At 65.3% G+C, this 17,136-nt stretch carries 19 protein-coding genes and 1 tRNA gene; 9 read left to right on the top strand and 11 right to left on the bottom strand.

The window, feature by feature from the left end; translation table 11 throughout:
• Positions 1 to 13 precede the first annotated feature (13 nt).
• Both C936_RS0109285 and C936_RS0109280 read left to right on the top strand, forming a co-directional pair.
• Positions 14 to 610, top strand: a complete 597-nt coding sequence (locus tag C936_RS0109285; RefSeq protein WP_231363230.1) for a hypothetical protein — start codon at positions 14 to 16, stop codon at positions 608 to 610.
• 95 nt (positions 611 to 705) lie between these two features.
• Positions 706 to 921 carry an AlpA family transcriptional regulator gene (locus tag C936_RS0109280; protein WP_018648944.1) on the top strand — a complete coding sequence of 72 codons (216 nt, stop codon included), beginning with the start codon at positions 706 to 708 and terminating at the stop codon, positions 919 to 921.
• Between the two features lie 119 nt (positions 922 to 1,040).
• On the opposite strand, the gene C936_RS14935 is transcribed toward C936_RS0109280, so the two are convergent.
• The gene (locus C936_RS14935) at positions 1,041 to 1,316 is read right to left on the bottom strand and encodes a hypothetical protein (RefSeq protein ID WP_155988212.1); all 276 of its coding nucleotides are present in this window, start codon (positions 1,314 to 1,316) and stop codon (positions 1,041 to 1,043) included.
• A 43-nt stretch (positions 1,317 to 1,359) separates the two neighbouring features.
• Between C936_RS14935 and C936_RS0109270 the strand changes: the two genes are divergently transcribed.
• The 5 genes from C936_RS0109270 to C936_RS0109250 all read left to right on the top strand — a co-directional run bounded on the left by C936_RS0109270 (position 1,360) and on the right by C936_RS0109250 (position 4,940).
• Positions 1,360 to 3,252: a DUF927 domain-containing protein gene (locus tag C936_RS0109270; RefSeq protein WP_018648946.1), complete on the top strand. Its 1,893-nt coding sequence runs from the start codon at positions 1,360 to 1,362 to the stop codon at positions 3,250 to 3,252.
• On the top strand, positions 3,249 to 3,668 hold the full coding sequence (locus C936_RS0109265) for a hypothetical protein (RefSeq protein WP_018648947.1): 420 nt from the start codon (positions 3,249 to 3,251) through the stop codon (positions 3,666 to 3,668). The genes C936_RS0109270 and C936_RS0109265 overlap by 4 nt, the downstream gene beginning before the upstream one ends.
• Positions 3,665 to 4,285, top strand: a complete 621-nt coding sequence (locus tag C936_RS0109260; RefSeq protein ID WP_018648948.1) for a hypothetical protein — start codon at positions 3,665 to 3,667, stop codon at positions 4,283 to 4,285. Before C936_RS0109265 ends, C936_RS0109260 begins: the two co-directional genes overlap by 4 nt.
• Positions 4,286 to 4,431: 146 nt before the next feature.
• Positions 4,432 to 4,638 (top strand): hypothetical protein, encoded by a 207-nt coding sequence (locus tag C936_RS0109255; RefSeq protein ID WP_018648949.1) that lies wholly within the window; start codon positions 4,432 to 4,434, stop codon positions 4,636 to 4,638.
• 74 nt (positions 4,639 to 4,712) lie between these two features.
• Positions 4,713 to 4,940 (top strand): hypothetical protein, encoded by a 228-nt coding sequence (locus C936_RS0109250; RefSeq protein WP_018993144.1) that lies wholly within the window; start codon positions 4,713 to 4,715, stop codon positions 4,938 to 4,940.
• A 6-nt stretch (positions 4,941 to 4,946) separates the two neighbouring features.
• Here C936_RS0109250 and C936_RS14930 read toward each other — a convergent pair whose 3' ends face one another.
• Positions 4,947 to 5,141, bottom strand: a complete 195-nt coding sequence (locus C936_RS14930; RefSeq protein WP_155998944.1) for a hypothetical protein — start codon at positions 5,139 to 5,141, stop codon at positions 4,947 to 4,949.
• 275 nt (positions 5,142 to 5,416) lie between these two features.
• Between C936_RS14930 and C936_RS0109245 the strand changes: the two genes are divergently transcribed.
• A complete protein-coding gene (locus tag C936_RS0109245) occupies positions 5,417 to 5,926 on the top strand; it encodes a hypothetical protein (RefSeq protein WP_018648951.1) in 510 nt (169 codons plus the stop codon).
• A 109-nt stretch (positions 5,927 to 6,035) separates the two neighbouring features.
• On the opposite strand, the gene C936_RS0109240 is transcribed toward C936_RS0109245, so the two are convergent.
• The 9 genes from C936_RS0109240 to C936_RS0109200 form a co-directional block, all read right to left on the bottom strand.
• Positions 6,036 to 6,126 (bottom strand) — tRNA-Ser (locus tag C936_RS0109240).
• A gap of 84 nt (positions 6,127 to 6,210) precedes the next feature.
• Positions 6,211 to 6,459 (bottom strand): carbon storage regulator CsrA, encoded by a 249-nt coding sequence (gene csrA, locus C936_RS0109235; protein WP_012982990.1) that lies wholly within the window; start codon positions 6,457 to 6,459, stop codon positions 6,211 to 6,213.
• Between the two features lie 68 nt (positions 6,460 to 6,527).
• Positions 6,528 to 7,772 (bottom strand): aspartate kinase, encoded by a 1,245-nt coding sequence (locus C936_RS0109230; RefSeq protein ID WP_018138521.1) that lies wholly within the window; start codon positions 7,770 to 7,772, stop codon positions 6,528 to 6,530.
• Between the two features lie 151 nt (positions 7,773 to 7,923).
• Positions 7,924 to 10,533 carry an alanine--tRNA ligase gene (alaS, locus tag C936_RS0109225; protein ID WP_018138520.1) on the bottom strand — a complete coding sequence of 870 codons (2,610 nt, stop codon included), beginning with the start codon at positions 10,531 to 10,533 and terminating at the stop codon, positions 7,924 to 7,926.
• Between the two features lie 389 nt (positions 10,534 to 10,922).
• The gene (locus tag C936_RS0109220; protein ID WP_018648952.1) at positions 10,923 to 11,213 is read right to left on the bottom strand and encodes a GIY-YIG nuclease family protein; all 291 of its coding nucleotides are present in this window, start codon (positions 11,211 to 11,213) and stop codon (positions 10,923 to 10,925) included.
• A 379-nt stretch (positions 11,214 to 11,592) separates the two neighbouring features.
• Entirely contained in the window at positions 11,593 to 12,081 is a 489-nt protein-coding gene (locus C936_RS0109215) for a regulatory protein RecX (RefSeq protein ID WP_018862893.1), read from the bottom strand.
• On the bottom strand, positions 12,056 to 13,102 hold the full coding sequence (gene recA, locus C936_RS0109210) for a recombinase RecA (RefSeq protein ID WP_018138517.1): 1,047 nt from the start codon (positions 13,100 to 13,102) through the stop codon (positions 12,056 to 12,058). Before recA ends, C936_RS0109215 begins: the two co-directional genes overlap by 26 nt.
• A gap of 153 nt (positions 13,103 to 13,255) precedes the next feature.
• Positions 13,256 to 13,786, bottom strand: coding sequence for a CinA family protein (locus C936_RS0109205; protein ID WP_018648953.1), 531 nt, complete (start codon positions 13,784 to 13,786; stop codon positions 13,256 to 13,258).
• A gap of 7 nt (positions 13,787 to 13,793) precedes the next feature.
• The gene (locus tag C936_RS0109200; RefSeq protein ID WP_018138515.1) at positions 13,794 to 14,093 is read right to left on the bottom strand and encodes a PilZ domain-containing protein; all 300 of its coding nucleotides are present in this window, start codon (positions 14,091 to 14,093) and stop codon (positions 13,794 to 13,796) included.
• 389 nt (positions 14,094 to 14,482) lie between these two features.
• Between C936_RS0109200 and mutS the strand changes: the two genes are divergently transcribed.
• Positions 14,483 to 17,125: a DNA mismatch repair protein MutS gene (mutS, locus tag C936_RS0109195; RefSeq protein ID WP_018648954.1), complete on the top strand. Its 2,643-nt coding sequence runs from the start codon at positions 14,483 to 14,485 to the stop codon at positions 17,123 to 17,125.
• Positions 17,126 to 17,136 lie beyond the last annotated feature (11 nt).

Genomic DNA, 17,136 nt, shown 5'->3' with positions numbered 1-17,136 from the left:
CGTGCCATTCGAGATGACGGACGAAGATCGTCGCTACATCGCGACCGAGTTGGAACAGAGGGGCATTCAGATCGGAGATCCTGCGGCGTTCTTCAACGCGTTGACTGAGGGCATCCGAACATTCCTATCCGGAGACAAGCTCCGCCAAGAAGTCCTTCCCGGGACCGTTCGGGAGAATCTCGCTGCGACGGTGGACACGGCAGAGATCTTGCTGGATCAGTTGAACAACCTCGACGACTTGTCCCGCTATCTCCTCGACACGAAGTCGGATGATGGCCTCTTATCCATGCAGTCTGCACACGCGGCTCTACTCGGCGCCCTGTATGGGGCGAGGGACACAGCTGCCCAATACCCTAGGAAGGGAGACTTGCCGAAAGACCACCGAACCTTCTTCGCCCGAGATATTGCCGACGCTATCCAAGTACATCTGGGCGTGCGTCCTACCACTACGAAAGGCGGTCTGTACGAAACCATTCTGTCCATAGCGCTGGAACTCGCGACAGGACAACCGGTGCAGGACGCCCACGCGCTGGCCCGGAAGGGTTTGAAGGTGCAGAAAGACGTTAGCCAAGGCGGACTGATTGTCCACACGCCACCAAAGGCGAAGTGATTGCCCCAAAATCTGGCTAATCAAATCGGGTAGTTGGGATCCTTGGAGAGCCTAACGTAGCAGCCATGTTCGACAAGGCCCGAGGAGGCCCCAACATGGCTACCGTGATCCTGAGACTACCCTCCGTCAAAGCCCGTACCGGACTGTCCCGGTCCACGATCTACCTGCGCGTGGCGCAGGGTGCATTTCCGAAGCCGATCCCGCTGGGTGGCCGAGCCGTCGGTTGGGTGGAAGAGGAAGTCGACGACTGGCTGCAGCAGCAGATTGCCGTGACCCGTGAGTGCCAGAACAACACTCAGGGGCGGCAATGAGTCCCCAAGTCCGGGAAACGCCAGTTGAACGCCTGCTGGACCGTCTGGAGAAGGTGAAAGCTACTGGCCACGGTCGTTGGATGGCTTGCTGCCCTGCGCACGGAGATCGCAGTCCGAGCCTATCCGTCCGAGAGACAGACGATGGAACGGTCCTGGTCAAATGCTTCGCCGGTTGCGGTGCCGCCGAGGTTGTAGAAGCCGCCGGTCTGGAGATGCGTGACCTGTTCCCGACGGACCTGGCGCCCAGCCGCGCACCGCTGCGCCCCGGTCAACGCTGGATCCCGCGCGATGCCCTCGAAGCGGTGGCCCGTGAATGCTTGCTGGTGGTAATCGTCGCGGAAGACGTTTTTCGAGGTCGCACCCCAACTGAGGCCGACATGAACCGTCTGGCTCAAGCGGCCGGCCGCATTCGGGCCGCGGCCTGGGAGGTCGGGGGCAATGAGTGAGGATCGTGGAATCGCTTGGCTGGACCGACGTGCTGATGCGCTTCGAGACGACCCTTCCAGCATTTCCGGGTTACCAGGGTTACATGGGGTACGGGCACATGAGAACGAGGGCTCCAGGCCGAACCTGGCCGCCGAGAACGGGGTTACGGCGGGTAACGCTCGGTTTGAAGAGCCCGAGATCCGCCGCCCCGGATTCCAGACCCATGACCAGACCTTCGAGCTCAATGGCGAGGCGCGCCGCCCCGGACTGTACTGGCACGGTTGGACCAGCCCGAAGGGCGACGCCAACCCCGAACCCGTAGACGATTGGATTGCCAGCCCGATCCACGCCACCGCACAGACAGCAGATAGCGAAGGCAACGGATGGGGTCTGCTACTGCGCTTCATGGACCCGCTTGGGAAGTGGCGCGAATGGGCAGCCCCGCTCGAATTGCTGGCGGGGTCGGGTGAAGAACTTCGGCGCGAGCTGTTGCACCTCGGCGTTCGGATCGACCCGCGCAAGCGCAATCTACTGTCGCAATGGATCATGGGGCAGTACCCCGGCGAGCAGGTAATCGCCGCCACACATACCGGATGGCACGGGAACGCGACCGCATTCGTGCTGCCAAGTCGGACCATCGGACTGGGCAAGGTGCGCTTTCAGGCAAGTCACGCCCGAACCGATGATTACCGGACCGGCGGAAGTCTGGACGGCTGGCGTGACGAGGTGGCCGCCCCGTGTATTGGCAACCCTGTGGCAGCCCTTGCGGTGTGCATGGCGTTCGCGGGTCCGCTGCTGAAGCTTGCGGCGCTTCAAGAAACTGGCGGGGCCGGCATTCACCTGCGGGGCGATTCTAGTCAGGGCAAAACCAGCGTGCTGCAGGCTGTCGGTTCCGTCTGGGGACCGCCCGAATTCGTCCGCACCTGGAGAGCCACCGCCAACGGCCTCGAAGGCCGCGCCGCTGCCCTGAATGACACCCTGATGATCCTGGACGAAATCAGCGAATGCGACCCGCGCGAGATCGGCGCCGTGGTCTACAGCATTGCCAACGGCCTCGGCAAACAGCGATCCAGCCGGACCGGCGCGGCCCGCGCCCCGGCCAGGTGGCGACTGATGGCCTTGTCGAGCGGCGAACGTTCCTTGGCCGCGCACATGGCGGAGGGCGGAAAGCGCGCGAAGGCCGGCCAAGAGGCCCGGCTACTGGACCTGCCCGCGACCGATCGAGCCCATGGCGCGTTCGACACCCTGCACCAGCACCCGGATGGCAGAAGCTTCGCGGACGCGCTGAAGCAGGCGAGCGCCCGACACTACGGACACGCAGGACCCGCGTTCGTTGAGCGCTTGATTGTCGAGACCCGTGACCTACCCGCGTTGCGGGCGCAGACCTTGGATATCCCCGAGTTCGCAGGAGCGTCCGGCCTTGAGGGTCGCGCCGCAGCGGTGTTCGCACTGGCGGGCATGGCGGGTGAGCTGGCCACCGATTACGGGGTTCTGCCATGGCCAGAAGGCGAAGCAATGGGTGCCGCCCTCGAAGGCTTCCGGTGCTGGCGCGATGCGCGCGGCGGAGCACATACCGAGACCCGACAGATCCTGGAGGCCGTGCGCAGCTACATCGAACGCCACGGCGACGCCCGATTCTCGAATATTCGAGATAAGTCCAGTCCGCCAGTCAGGGATCGCGCCGGATATTGGGAGGATACTGAAAACCGCCGCGTCTGGATGCTTAACAGTGCCGCGCTTCGCGAGGCAGGAGGCGGGTTTGACGTGACACGTATTGCGGACGCCCTCGAGGAAGCTGGCTGGCTTTCGGAACGAGACCACAACAAGCGCTCGAGAGTGAAAAGAACCCCCGCAGGTCCGAGGCGCCTGTATTGCATCTACCCTGCCCTGGAGAGCCAGCCATGACGCTTGAGACTGTCTTGCAGCGCTTGGGGCGAGACTCCGTAACCCCTGACACCCTGCAGCTACCCGAGGGTGGTTACACAAAAGGCTCGAAGAAACAGACAGGTAACCCCTGCAACCCGTGTAACACGCCGAAGAAATATGACTCCGAGGCGGAACAGCAGGCCATGATCCAACATGCCGAAAAAGCTGCCGGTCTTCCCTCGGCCACACTCAACGCCTTGTTGAGCACCGATGACCACGAGGACCTGGCCTGCGGCCGGATGACCGAGCGGGAACTAACCTGGTTTGCTGCCAGCGTCGCCGCCCGGTGGAGGTCTGGTGCCCTGCTGCCCGACGAGAAGCGATTGTTTGCTCGCAGACACGCACACGCCCCGACCGGAGTCTCGACCGGAAACGACCAAGGAGCGATTAAATGACGACGAAAACCTCACATGCTGATCGTGACAGCTCGTCCAAGAGCAACAAGGGCGGCGATATGGCCAAGATGCTCCTGACACCCGGGGTGGCCAGCGCTCGTGCTATACGAGCCTTGGAAGGCCGCCGGTTACCAGCGAGTATCGACATCGTCGATCTAAAAGAGGCGCTGGAACGCCAGGTTGCTGCAATGCGAGACAGCGGGTCCGACCAGCAAGAAGCGATGCTTTTGGACCAGGCTGTCACGCTGCAGCAGATGTTCGTGCGCCTAATCGAACGCGCGGAGCAACAGACGCTCGCGGACCACTATTCCAAGCTTTTGCAGCTGGCCCTGCGTGCTCAAAACCAGTCGCGCACCACACTGCAGGCCCTGGCAGATTTGCGCACACCGCGATCGCATGTTTTCGCCCGGCAGGCCAACGTCGCGCAGAACCAGCAGATCAACCACATGGAATCACCGGCCACCCCAGATTCAGACAAAACGCAGATGACGCAAAACGAACTATTGGAGGAGCACTCGAGTGAGCAATGGCTGGACACCAGAACGACGAGCTCGACAGGCACAGGCGATCCAGCGATGGAGACCGTGGGAGCATTCCAGCGGCCCAAGGACGCCTGAGGGGCGTGCACGGTCCGCTCAGAATGCATATCGTGGAGGGGCACGGGAGCATCAGCGCGAGCTTGCCCGTGTATTGAGGGAGCACGCGAAGCTGCTTAACCGAGACTAATCTTCCTCGATGCGAGCAGCAATACGGAGGACCGGCCATGAGTCAATCCAAACGCGAAGCCATCGGGGCTCGCTTGCAGGCGCGGCTCGATGCGATGCCTCCGGAGAAGCGACAAGCCGCGATCAAGGCCGCACAGGCCCGCCTGATGCTGATCAGCGCGGCGCGCGAGGCGGGCTACCCGCTGGAGACGCCGGAGCAGATCCGGCAAGCGCTCAGCGAGATACGGAAGGCCGTGAAGGATTGATGATTCGGTTCACCCGTCCGTTCGCGGGTGACAACCCCATTGACGGGCGCTTATGACCGCTACGGAGCCAAATGATGAATGATGCAGACGACGAGCCGAGGTTTTCGCGAAGCGGGAACACGCACCCTGACGGCAAGGCCACCGAAGAGATCAAGGTCAAGTTGCCCGAAGACCTCAAGACCGCAATCGCCGGCCTCGCGGCGATCCACGGTAAGACGACAAGCGAATACGTGCGGGATCGACTGACGCAGTTTGTCTACGGCGAATTGCACGTAATCCGATCGCGGGCGAGCCACGATTGAGGCCTGCTAACGATCGCCGTCGGGCTTATCGTCGGTGATCCACCAAGTCACAAAGGCAGCCATAGCTCCAAGGAATCCTGGACCACCGATCCCATAGGAGACGCCAGGTTCGGTGGCGAGTGCCCCGCGGATCACGGTAACCACCAACACTACGGTCAGGCCCGCAGCGGCCGACAATGCGATACGTTTTCCGTTGGTCATGCGCTATCTCCCCTGAGGAACAACCTCTGGCCTCAGCCATCGCCTGGCATATCCGGCAAATCACCATGCCGAGAATCTACACCCTGCAGTCGCCCGTCTCGAGGGACGAAAAGGGGATAGAAACGGCACCACCGTCGCATGCCTGCAACCACGTCATTGGCTCCGGATTTGAACCTGCTGGTTGGGCCATGAAAAGAGACCCAAAGGGACGACCAGCCCCATGGGCAATACCTAGCATGTAGGCTTTCTCTACGGATCCGCTGTGGAGAAGCAAGATGAATCAGCAAACCCTTGGGGCGATCTGGGACGAGATACGGCAGATGGTGCAGGAAGGCAGGCCCTACGACGAGATCAACGAAGCGATCTCCGCAATGATGCCTCCCGGGCCGCTCAAGCCGGACGACCCGATCGACCGCGTGATCGCTGGCTTGCCGATGGACCCTGGCGACCCGGAACTGCTTCGGCTAAAAGACTCAAGTAGTCCGGGCGCAACACCACCGTCGCGTCTGGACACACCCAAACGCTACCAGGATGAGACCATTACACCTGATTCGCTTGAACTCCCTCCAGAAGGAACGCCATGCAAGTCCACGGCTCAGCTCTACGAAGAGGGCGCGTTCGAGAGCCCAGGAGCCCGCCAATACGGGTATGCAGCCAAGATGGGGGTTCTACCTGGATTTGTGGAAGGCGACCCCGAAGCTTGGCGCATCGTGATGGCGGGAAGAGAGGAATGGGATCCTCAGTGGAAAGAAACGGGCATCGACCCAGACAGCAAGTGGACGTAATCCTCTAGGCAAGGATCTCGCATGATGTATCTAGTGGGGGACTAATCGGGGGACCGATATCCCGCGGACCTCCATTTTGTCATCGAGATCAGCGGGTTACCTTTGAAAATGGCGGAGAGTGAGGGATTCGAACCCTCGATGGGCTTTTGACCCATACTCCCTTAGCAGGGGAGCGCCTTCGACCACTCGGCCAACTCTCCGGAATGCGCGGCACAGGATACGGACTTGTGCCCATAAAGAAAAGGCCCGGCGGCCACTGGGGCCGCCGGGCCTGGCAACCTCTGTCAGTCGTCGCGCGAGGAAGCGGCCACGCTCCCCCCCGGGGCGGACCCACCGCCGGACGAACCCTGATCGTCGCCCGCTACGTTGGATTCGCGCTGGATGCGCTGGAAAATCTCCTCGCGGTGGACAGCAACGTCCTGAGGCGCGTTGATCCCGATACGAACCTGATTGCCCTTGACCCCCAGGACGGTGACGGAAACGTCCTCGCCGATCATGAGGGTCTCGCCCACACGTCGAGTCAAAATGAGCATGCTCTTCTCCGCAGTGCCTGTGTCGGACGCAGTCGGTCGTCCGGTAACCGTTTTACGGTCTGTCATCCTTAACCGTCCTCCTGTTGACCGACAGGTTCCTGCTCAAGTTCAAAGGCATCATGCAGAGCGCGTACTGCAAGTTCGAGGTACTTCTCATCCACGACCACCGAGATCTTGATCTCGGAGGTCGAAATCATCCGAATGTTGATCGTCTCACGCGAGAGCGCCTCAAACATCTTGCTGGCAATCCCCGCGTGCGAGCGCATACCGACGCCGACCACCGAGATCTTCACGATGTGGGTGTCCCCGGAGACCTCACGCGCACTCAGCGCCCTGCAGGCATCCTGCAGAATCGCCAGCGCCTTGTCGTAGTCGTTGCGATGAACCGTAAAGGTGAAGTCGGTGGTCTGATCCGCGCCCACGTTCTGCACGATCATGTCCACCTCGATGTTGGCGTCCGCGATCGGGCCGAGGATGCGATGCGCGACCCCCGGTTGATCGGGGACGCCCTGAACCGTCAGCTGGGCCTCGTTCTGATTGAACGCGATACCCGCAACCAGCGCCTGTTCCACCTGCGCATCCTCCTCCGTGGTAATCAGGGTCCCCGGTCCTTCCTCGAACGAGGACAGCACTCTGAGAGGGACGTTGTACTTGCCCGCAAATTCCACCGCGCGGATCTGCAGCACCTTGGACCCGAGGCTCGCCATCTCCAGCATCTCCTCGAAGGTGATGCTGTGCAGGCGTCGCGCATTCGGCACCAGGCGCGGGTCGGTGGTGTACACACCATCGACATCCGTATAAATCCGGCACTCGTCGGCCTTCAGCGCGGCCGCGAGCGCGACCGCCGTGGTATCCGATCCGCCGCGGCCCAGCGTGGTGATCGCGCCGTGCTCGTCCACGCCCTGGAAACCGGCCACAACGACGATACGGCCGGCCTCCAGATCCGCGCGCACACGGGCATCGTCAATACTGCGGATACGCGCCTTGTTATGCGCGCTGTCGGTGCGAATCGTGACCTGGGCGCCGGTATAGGATCGCGCCGGGCAACCATGCGCCTCCAGCGCCATCGACAGGAGGGCAATCGTCACCTGCTCGCCGGTGGATAGGAGTACGTCCAGCTCGCGGCCATCGGCCCGCGGGTTCAGCGCATGCGCGAGCCCCAGCAGACGATCCGTCTCGCCACTCATCGCGGAGACGACGATCACCACCTGGTGGCCCTCCTCGCGCAGCTTCAGCGCCCGCTCCGCGACCGCCTGGATGCGCTCGGTGGTGCCCACCGAGGTGCCCCCGAATTTCAGTACCAGCAACGCCATTGCACGATTCCATTCACCGCCACCCGGAAAGGCGGCGCATTAAACATCATTCAGTTCTTCATTGCGAGCACCCACGGGCACGCGCGTAAGGCGCCCCGAGGGTGGCGGACAGACATCCCCGCGGCGCTGGCCCCGCGGTGACGGATGGTCTTCAGGCGCGCTCGCGTACCCAGTCGGCGACCGAGGCCAGCGCGGCCTCAAGCTTGTCCGGGCTTTGGCCGCCGGCCATCGCCATGTCCGGGCGGCCACCGCCCTTGCCGTCCACCTGCGCGGCCACATGACCGACCAGATCGCCGGCCTTGAACTGGCCGGTCTCGGCCTTGGTGACACCCGCCACCAGGCTGACCTTGCCCTCGCCGGTCGCGGTACCCAGGACCACCACCGCCTTGCCGAGTTTCTGCTTGAGTTGGTCGACCATGTCGCGCAGGGCCTTGGGCTCCACGCCCTCGACCTTCGCGGCCAGCACCTGCACGCCGCCGACCTCCTGCGCCTGCGAGGCCAGATCGCTGCCGGCCTGGCTGGCCAGCTTGCCCTTGAGCTGTTCGATCTGCTTTTCCAGTTCGCGCGAGCGCTCCTGCAGCTGAGCGACCTTATCGGCCGCCTCGCCACGCCCGGCGCGCAGGCGGTCGGCGATCGCATCCAGATACCCGAGCTGCTGATCGACCCAGCGCAGCGCGACCTCGCCGGCGACCGCCTCGATGCGGCGGATACCGGCGGCCACCCCGCCCTCGGAGGTGATGCGGAACAACCCGATGTCCCCGGTGCGGTCCACATGCGTGCCGCCGCACAACTCCACGGAGGTGCCGATCTTCAGCACCCGGACCTGATCGCCGTACTTCTCGCCGAACAGCGCGACCGCGCCGGACTCCATCGCCGACTCGATGTCCATCACGCGGGTATCGGTGGCGTCGTTGGCCAGGATCTCCGCGTTCACCTGGGCCTCGATGGAGCGCAGCTGCTCGTCGGTCAGCGGCTCCATGTGGGTGAAGTCGAAGCGCAGCCGATCGGGGTCCACCAGCGAGCCCTTCTGCTGGACGTGGTCGCCCAGCTGGTCGCGCAAGGCCTTGTGCAGCAGGTGGGTCGCCGAGTGATGGCGGCGAATGTTCTCGCGACGCGGGCCTTCGACTGCGGCCTGCAGCGTCTGGTCGACCTCCAGCGTGCCGGCACGCACCTGGCCCACGTGGATATGTGCCGCGCCCTGCTTGCGGGTGTCGGCGACCTGGAAGCGCACGCCGGAGCCACTGAGCGTGCCGACATCGCCCACCTGGCCGCCGGACTCGCCGTAGAACGGCGTGCGGTCCAGTACCACCAGGCCTTCGGCGCCGACCTCGAGTCGTTCGACCGGCTCGCCGTTCTGGTACAGCGCGACCACGCGACCCTCGTCGTCGACGGTCTCGTAGCCGGAGAATGTGGTTTCGACGTCGACTTGCGGCAGGCCGCCGTCGTCCATGGAGAAGTGACTGGCCGCGCGGGCGCGGGCGCGCTGATCCGCCATCGCGGACTCGAAGCCCGCCATGTCCAGCTCCAGACCGCGCTCGCGGGCGATGTCACCGGTCAGGTCCACCGGGAAGCCGTAGGTGTCATACAGCAGGAAGATGGTCTCGCCCGGGATCACCGTGCCCTTCAGGTCACGCAGATCGTCTTCCAGGATCTTCATGCCCTTGTCGAGCGTCTCCAGGAACTTGCGCTCTTCCTTCTCCAGCACCTGCTCGACCCGGGCCTGTGCCTCTGCCAGCTCCGGGAAGGCCTCGCCCATCGCGCGCACCAAATCGCCGACCATCTGGTAGAGGAAGGCGTCCTGCGCGCCCATCTTGAACCCGTGGCGTGCGGCGCGGCGGATGATGCGGCGCAACACGTAGCCGCGGCCCTCGTTCGACGGCAGCACGCCGTCGGTGATCAGGAAGGCGATAGAACGGATGTGGTCGGCGATCACGCGCAGCGAGGCGGAGTCCTGCTCCTTTGCCCCGGTCACTCGCGCGGCGGCCGCGATCAGGTCCTGGAACAGGTCGATCTCGTAGTTGGAGTGCACGCCCTGCAGCACCGCGGCCAAGCGCTCGAGGCCCATGCCGGTATCCACCGACGGGCGCGGCAGCGGGTTCAGCGTGCCGTCCGCGTCGCGGTCGTACTGCATGAACACGAGGTTCCAGATCTCGATATAGCGGTCGCCGTCCTCGTCCGGGGAACCGGGCGGGCCGCCCTCGACCTCCGGGCCGTGGTCATAGAAGACCTCGGTGCAGGGGCCACAGGGGCCGGTGTCGCCCATCTGCCAGAAGTTGTCGGAACCGCCGCCTGGCTTGTCGCCGATGCGCACGATGCGCTCGGCTGGAACCTGGATCTCGTTCGCCCAGACGTTGTAGGCGTCGTCGTCGGTCTCGTAGACCGTGACCCACAGCTTTTCCGGCGGCAGACCGATGGTCTCGGTCAGGAACTGCCAGGCGTAGTGGATGGCATCGCGCTTGAAGTAGTCGCCGAAGCTGAAGTTGCCCAGCATCTCGAAGAAGGTGTGATGCCGCGCGGTATAGCCGACGTTTTCCAGATCGTTGTGCTTGCCGCCGGCGCGCACGCAGCGCTGGCTGGACACCGCGCGGTTGTACGAACGCTTCTCGCGGCCGAGGAACACATCCTTGAACTGCACCATCCCCGCGTTGGTGAACAGCAGCGTGGGATCGTTGCCCGGTACCAGCGGGCTGGAAGACACGATCGTATGACCATGCCCTTCAAAGAATTCGAGGAAACTCCGGCGAATGTCGGCGCTTTTCATGCGGTTCCGATTGAATATGGGGTCAAAACCGGAATCCTATCACGCAAGCCCCCAACCCGCGTATTGCCGCCCCCGCCTTCGGGCCATGTTGCCTATCATCACCAGGCTCCGAAGAGGGTGTGGCAATCGGCTGAGCCTGGCCAGAATCGGGATCAGGTGGTTCCGTAGAGCGATTGCTTCGCTGCGCTCGCAATGACGGGACAAAAACGACGTCATTGCGAGGAGCAACGCGACAAGCAATCGGCATCCACGGCCACCTGATCCGAGCGCCGAGTGACCCACCAACGACTGCCACGGCCCCTCCAACGCCTCGCAATGACGCACCATGATCGCGGTCATTGCGAGGAGCGTGGCGACGAAGCAATCGGCAAGTACCTCCCCAGCCGCGTTCAACCCACAATGTCGTCGAACAAATCCCGCCACCCGGGATTCACCTGCTCGATCAGCGCAACCTTCCTGCGCCGCGGACCCGCCTTCAACTGCTTTTCGCGTTCGATCGCGGATTCCATCTCCACGCATTGCTCGAACCAGACGAGCCGATGCAGACCGTAGCGGCTGGTGAACCCGGATACCTCTCCCGAACGATGCTGCCAGACCCGCTGCACAAGGCTACTGGTCACACCCACGTAGAGGGTCCCGTCACGACGGTTGCTCATCATGTAGACACAGGGTTGTTTCATCGCTCCCTCCGTGGGCGACTGCACATTGGTACTCAGCGGCCGAGAATCCTTTCGGCCATTCACCACCGGTGACACTCGCGTGTCCTCGATACCAGCACGTCATTGCGATGGCCTGAAGGGGCAGTGGCAACCGCTGGTGGATCACTCGGCGTCTGGGCCGGGTGGTTCTGGACACAGATTGCTTCGTCGCAGGGCTCCTCGCAATGACGGGGTCAGAAATACGTCATTGCGAGGCCCCGAAGGGGCCGTGGCAATCGGCTGGGTCGGCACAGACCCTGAAACTGGTGGTTGCGCCCAGAGATTGCTTCGTCGCGTTGCTCCTCGCAATGACGTTCCTCCAAACCCGTCATTGCGAGGAGCAACGCGACGAAGCAATCGGTCAGGAACCACCAGCGTCGTCTTTCCAGGCGGCGAGGGCCTGGTGGGCGACACCGCCGGGGAAACCGCGCCCGGCGAGGTGGCGCAGGTAGCGGGCCTCGTCCTCGCGGGTCTCGGGGGGGTGGCGGAAGTGGCGTTCGAGCTGGCCGCGGGCCTGGTCGGTCCAGTCGACCTCCAGGGCGTCGATGGCGGCATTGACGGTGTCGCTGCCGATGCCGTTATGGGCGAGTTCGGCACGGATGCGCTGCTCGCCGTAACCCTGCTCGGTGCGGTGGCGGGCGATGAAGTCCGCGTAGCGGGTGTCGCTCAGGTAATCGAGCTCGCGCGCACGCTCAAGCGCGGCATCCACCGCGTCGCGCTCGAACCCGCGCTCGGCCAGCTTGCGCGCGAGCTCCAGCGCGGAGTGCTCGCGCCGCACCAGCAGCCGGAGCCCGGCCTCCAGTGCGGCGTCCGGATCAGCCGGGTCAGCCCTGCTCCTCGACCGGGGCATCGACCGGCTCGTCCTCCACCGCAGCCTTGTTTCGCTTCGGCAGCAGGCGTTCGCGCAGGGTCTTTTCGACTTCCTCGGCGATGTGCGGGTTGTCCTTCAGGTACTGGCGGGCGTTTTCCTTGCCCTGACCAATCCGCTCGCCGTTGTAGCTGTACCAGGCGCCGGCCTTGTCGATCAGGCCTTCCTTCACGCCCATCTCGATGATCTCGCCGACCCGCGAGATGCCCTCGCCGTAGAGGATCTCGAAGTAGGCCTCGCGGAACGGGGGTGCCATCTTGTTCTTGACGACCTTCACGCGGGTCTCGTTGCCGATCACCTCGTCGCCCTTCTTGATCGCGCCGATGCGGCGGATATCCATGCGCACGGAGGAGTAGAACTTGAGCGCGTTGCCGCCGGTGGTGGTCTCGGGGCTGCCGAACATCACGCCGATCTTCATGCGGATCTGGTTGATGAAGATCACCAGGGTGTTCGACCGCTTGATGTTGGCGGTCAGCTTGCGCAGCGCCTGCGACATCAGGCGTGCCTGCAGCCCGACGTGGGAGTCGCCCATCTCGCCCTCGATCTCCGCCTTGGGCGTCAGCGCGGCCACGGAGTCGACGATCACCACATCCACCGCGCCGGAGCGCACCAGCATATCGGCGATCTCCAGCGCCTGTTCGCCGGTATCCGGCTGCGAGACCAGCAGGTCGTCGACGTTCACGCCCAGCTTCTCGGCGTAGGTCGGGTCCAGCGCGTGCTCGGCGTCCACGAACGCGGCGGTGCCGCCCAGCTTCTGCGCCTCGGCCACCACCTGCAGGGTCAGGGTCGTCTTGCCCGAGGACTCCGGGCCATAGATCTCGACCACGCGCCCGCGCGGGACGCCGCCAATCCCGAGCGCGATATCCAGCGCCAGGGAGCCCGTGGACACGGCCGGCACATCCACCGCCTGCTGATCGCCCATGCGCATCACCGCGCCCTTGCCGAATTGGCGTTCGATCTGCCCCAGTGCGGCGGTCAGGGCCTTCTTGCGATTCTCGTCCACGGTATGCCTCCCGATACTTGCAGCGATGGTTTCCGATCCGTTGCGGGGCGGATACGGGGCCGCAGTATCCCACAGGGCGGGGAGCGACCCAACCCGGGTTCACGGCTCGAAGGGGATCACCGGGGCGCGATGCCCCGGGGAATGGTCGACGCGTCAGGCCGCCTCGTGCGCCAGCAACGCACTGAGCGCGTGCAGCATCGCCTGCAGGCGTACATCGTGGCGCTCGCCATCGAAATGTTGGGTCTCGACGCGCGCGTCCCGCCCGCGCTCCTGCCAGCCGAAGCAGACCGTACCCACCGGCTTGTCCGCGCTGCCGCCACCGGGCCCGGCGATGCCGGTCACCGACAGCGCCAGGTCGGCATCGCAGTGGGCAAGCCCGCCCTCGACCATCGCGCGCGCCACGGCCTCGCTGACCGCGCCATGCTGCTCGATCAGTTCGGCCGGCACCCCGACCATCCGCGTCTTGGCCGCGTTGGAGTACGCCACCCAGCCGCACTCGAACCAGCCCGAGCTGCCCGGGACATCGGTAATCGCCTGGGCAATCCCGCCGCCGGTACAGGACTCGATGGTGCACAGCTTGCGTTCGCTGGCGAGCAGCCGCTCGCCCAGGTCGTAGACCAGCGCCGAGAGCCCGGCCAGATCAGCCTCGCGCGGGCTTGCAATCAGAGTCGATTCCGCTTCCATGTCCGGATCATCCCTCGCTGTCAAAGGCTATGGCCACACGCCAGATCACCCGCTCTTCGCCCAGGGGCTCGCTGCGCACCACCTGGCCGGCCCGCTCCAGGGAGGGCAGTCGCCCGTCCGGGCTGTTGACCGCGATGCTCACACGCTCGCCCGCCTGCGGTGCATGCGGCCAGCGAAAGGCACAGCCGCTGGCCGAAAGGTCCTCCAGCCGCACCTCGTCCGCCGCACCAGTCGCCATCCAGGTCACTCGTGCGGGGGTGTCGACCTGCATGCGCCGGAAGCCCCGGCGGTCATCTTCTCCCAGCATGCGCATCCTCCATGACTCCACCCGAGTGTGGCACATCACGTCTCGTGATGGTGCACCTGCCACACGGGCCCGCGCATCCGTATACTGCACGGCAGGGAAACACTGATTAATGTACACGCTCGCGTTGGTACCCCAGGTTTTCCGAGACAAGGCGCGTCGTGCAGCGGGTAGTGGTTCTACCCGCAAGCGGCGCAACGCAGAATCGGGGAACCTGGGGTGCCAACCCCAAGGGGCTCGGCCGCTTTTGCGTGGGAACGGCGTTGCGGTTCCCTTGTGCAGAATGACTGCACGGCAGTCACCGCGCCTTGTTCGCACGCAAAAGCGACTCGAGCGCGAACGTGTACATTAATCAGTGTTTCCCCAAGCCCGGATCGACCGCAGCCGAACCGATGAGCACCGCCGAGCCCCTCTCCGCCCATACCCCGATGATGCAGCAGTACCTGGCCATCAAGGCCGAGTACCCGGATACGTTGCTGCTCTACCGCATGGGGGATTTCTACGAGCTGTTCTACGACGACGCCGAGCGCGCCGCGGGGCTGCTCGACATTACCCTGACCCGGCGCGGCGAATCAGCCGGGGCGCCCATCCCGATGGCCGGGATCCCCGTGCACACGCTGGAGAGCTACCTGGCCCGCCTGCTGAAGATGGGCGAGAGCGTGGCGATCTGCGAGCAGACCGGTGCGGTGGGCGCGCAAAAGGGCCCGGTCAAGCGCGAAGTCGTGCGCATCGTGACTCCGGGCACGGTTACCGAGGAGGCCCTGCTGGATGCCCGCCAGGTGAACCGCCTGGTCGCCGTCTGCCCGGCCGCCTCCGCCGCCGTAAAGGGCCGCAAGACCGGCTACGGCATCGCCAGCCTGGAGTTCGCCAGCGGCCAGTTCCGCGTACTGGAGGTCGGCGACGAAACCGAGCTGGCCGCCGAACTGGCGCGGCTCGACCCGGTGGAGCTGCTGATGCCGGATCAGGCGGGCGCGATCCCGGGCACCGAGTCCTTCGCCCCCCAGCGCCACGCCGACTGGCATTTCGACGCCGTGTCCGCCCATCGCCTGCTGATCACCCATTTCGGCACCCGCGACCTGTCCGGCTTTGGCTGCGAGGGGCTGGACCTGGGCATCGCTGCCGCCGGGGCCCTGCTCGCCTACGTGCAGAACCGCCATCGCGGCGATCTCGCCCACATCACCAGCCTGGCGCACGAGCAGCGCAGCCAGATGCTGGTGCTGGACCCGGCCACCCGCCGCAATCTCGAACTCACGCGCACCCTGACGGGCGAACGCCGCGGCTCCCTGCTCGCCCTGCTGGACACGACCCAGTCCGCGATGGGCGCCCGCCGCCTGATGCAGTGGCTGCACCAGCCGCTGCGCGAGCGCGCGATCATCCGCGAGCGCCAGACCGCGATCACCGCCCTGCTGGAGCAGGAGGCCGTCACCCCGATCCGCGACGCCCTGGCCGGCAGCGCCGACAGCGAGCGCATCCTCTCGCGCATCGTGCTGGGCAGCGCGCGCCCGCGCGACCTGACCGCCCTGCTCGCCAGCCTGGAGCGCCTGCCGGCCCTGCACACCGCCCTGGCGCCGCTGGCCGATGCCGCCGAGCGCCTGTCCGCGCTGCATGCCGCGCTCGCGCCGGAGGATGAGCTGACCGCGCGGCTCGCCGCGGCCCTGGTGGAGGAACCACCGCTGCGGGTGACCGACGGCGGCATGATCCGCGCGGGCTACGACCCCGAGCTGGATCGCCTGCGCGCGCTGGAAAGCGACGGCGACACCTTCCTGCGCGAGATCGAGGCCCGCGAGCGCGAGGCCACCGGCATCCCCACGCTGAAGGTCGCCTACAACCGCGTGCACGGGTACTACATCGAGGTCTCGCGCAGCCGCTCGGCCGAGCTCCCCGGCCGCTTCATGCGCCGCCAGACGCTGAAGAACACCGAGCGCTATACCACCGAGGAGCTCAAGCGCTTCGAGGACGAGATCCTCTCCGCCCGCGAGCAGGCCATGCTCCGCGAGCGCGCGCTGTTTGACGACCTGATCGCCGACCTGCAGGCGCGTGCGCCGCGTCTGCGTACGATCGCGGACGCCGTGGCCGAACTGGACGTGCTCGCCTGCCTGGCCGAGCGTGCGGCCCGCCTCGACTGGCACTGCCCGGAGCTGGTCGGCGAACCCGGCATCCAGATCGAGCAGGGCCGGCATCCGGTGGTCGAGTCCGGGCTCGACACCCCGTTCGTCGCCAACGACACCGAGCTGGACCCGGAGACGCGGCGGCTGCTGGTGATCACCGGCCCCAACATGGGCGGCAAGTCCACCTACATGCGCCAGACGGCGCTGATCGTGCTGCTCGCCTGCATGGGCAGCTTCGTGCCGGCCGCGCGTGCGCAGATCGGCCCCGTGGACCGCATCTTCACCCGCATCGGCGCCTCCGACGACCTGACCTCCGGACGCTCGACCTTCATGGTGGAGATGACCGAGGCCGCGAACATCCTGCACAACGCGGGCCCCGAGAGCCTGGTGCTGATGGACGAGATCGGCCGCGGCACCAGCACCTTCGACGGGCTGGCGCTCGCCCTGGCCTGCGCCGAGCGCCTGACGCGCCACAACCGCGCGCTGACCCTGTTCGCCACGCATTACTTCGAACTGACCGCGCTGGCCGAGCGCGAGCCGGCCGTGGCCAACGTGCACACGGACGCCATGGAGCACGAACACAGCATCGTGTTCCTGCACCAGGTCCGCGAGGGCCCGGCGAATCAAAGTTACGGGTTGCAGGTCGCGCAGCTGGCCGGCGTCCCGGCCGACGTACTCAAGCTCGCGCGGGAACACCTGCGCGAACTGGAGGATCGGGCGGCCGCGACGGACTCGCCGCAACTGGGGCTGTTCGCCGCCGCCCCGGACACCGCGACCGCGGCCCCCGAGTCGGTTGCCGAAGACTGGCCCTCGGAAGAACGAGCCCTGAAGGCCCTGTTCGACACCCTGGAGCCGGACGAGATGAGCCCGCGCGAGGCCCTGGACGCCCTCTACCGCATGAAGGATGCCCTGCGCGATCGGCAATAGGCGTCCTGGCG

This window comes from Thioalkalivibrio sp. ALJ4 (assembly GCF_000377225.1).
Classification (GTDB): domain Bacteria; phylum Pseudomonadota; class Gammaproteobacteria; order Ectothiorhodospirales; family Ectothiorhodospiraceae; genus Thioalkalivibrio.
This window is presented reverse-complemented; position numbering and strand designations above follow the sequence as displayed.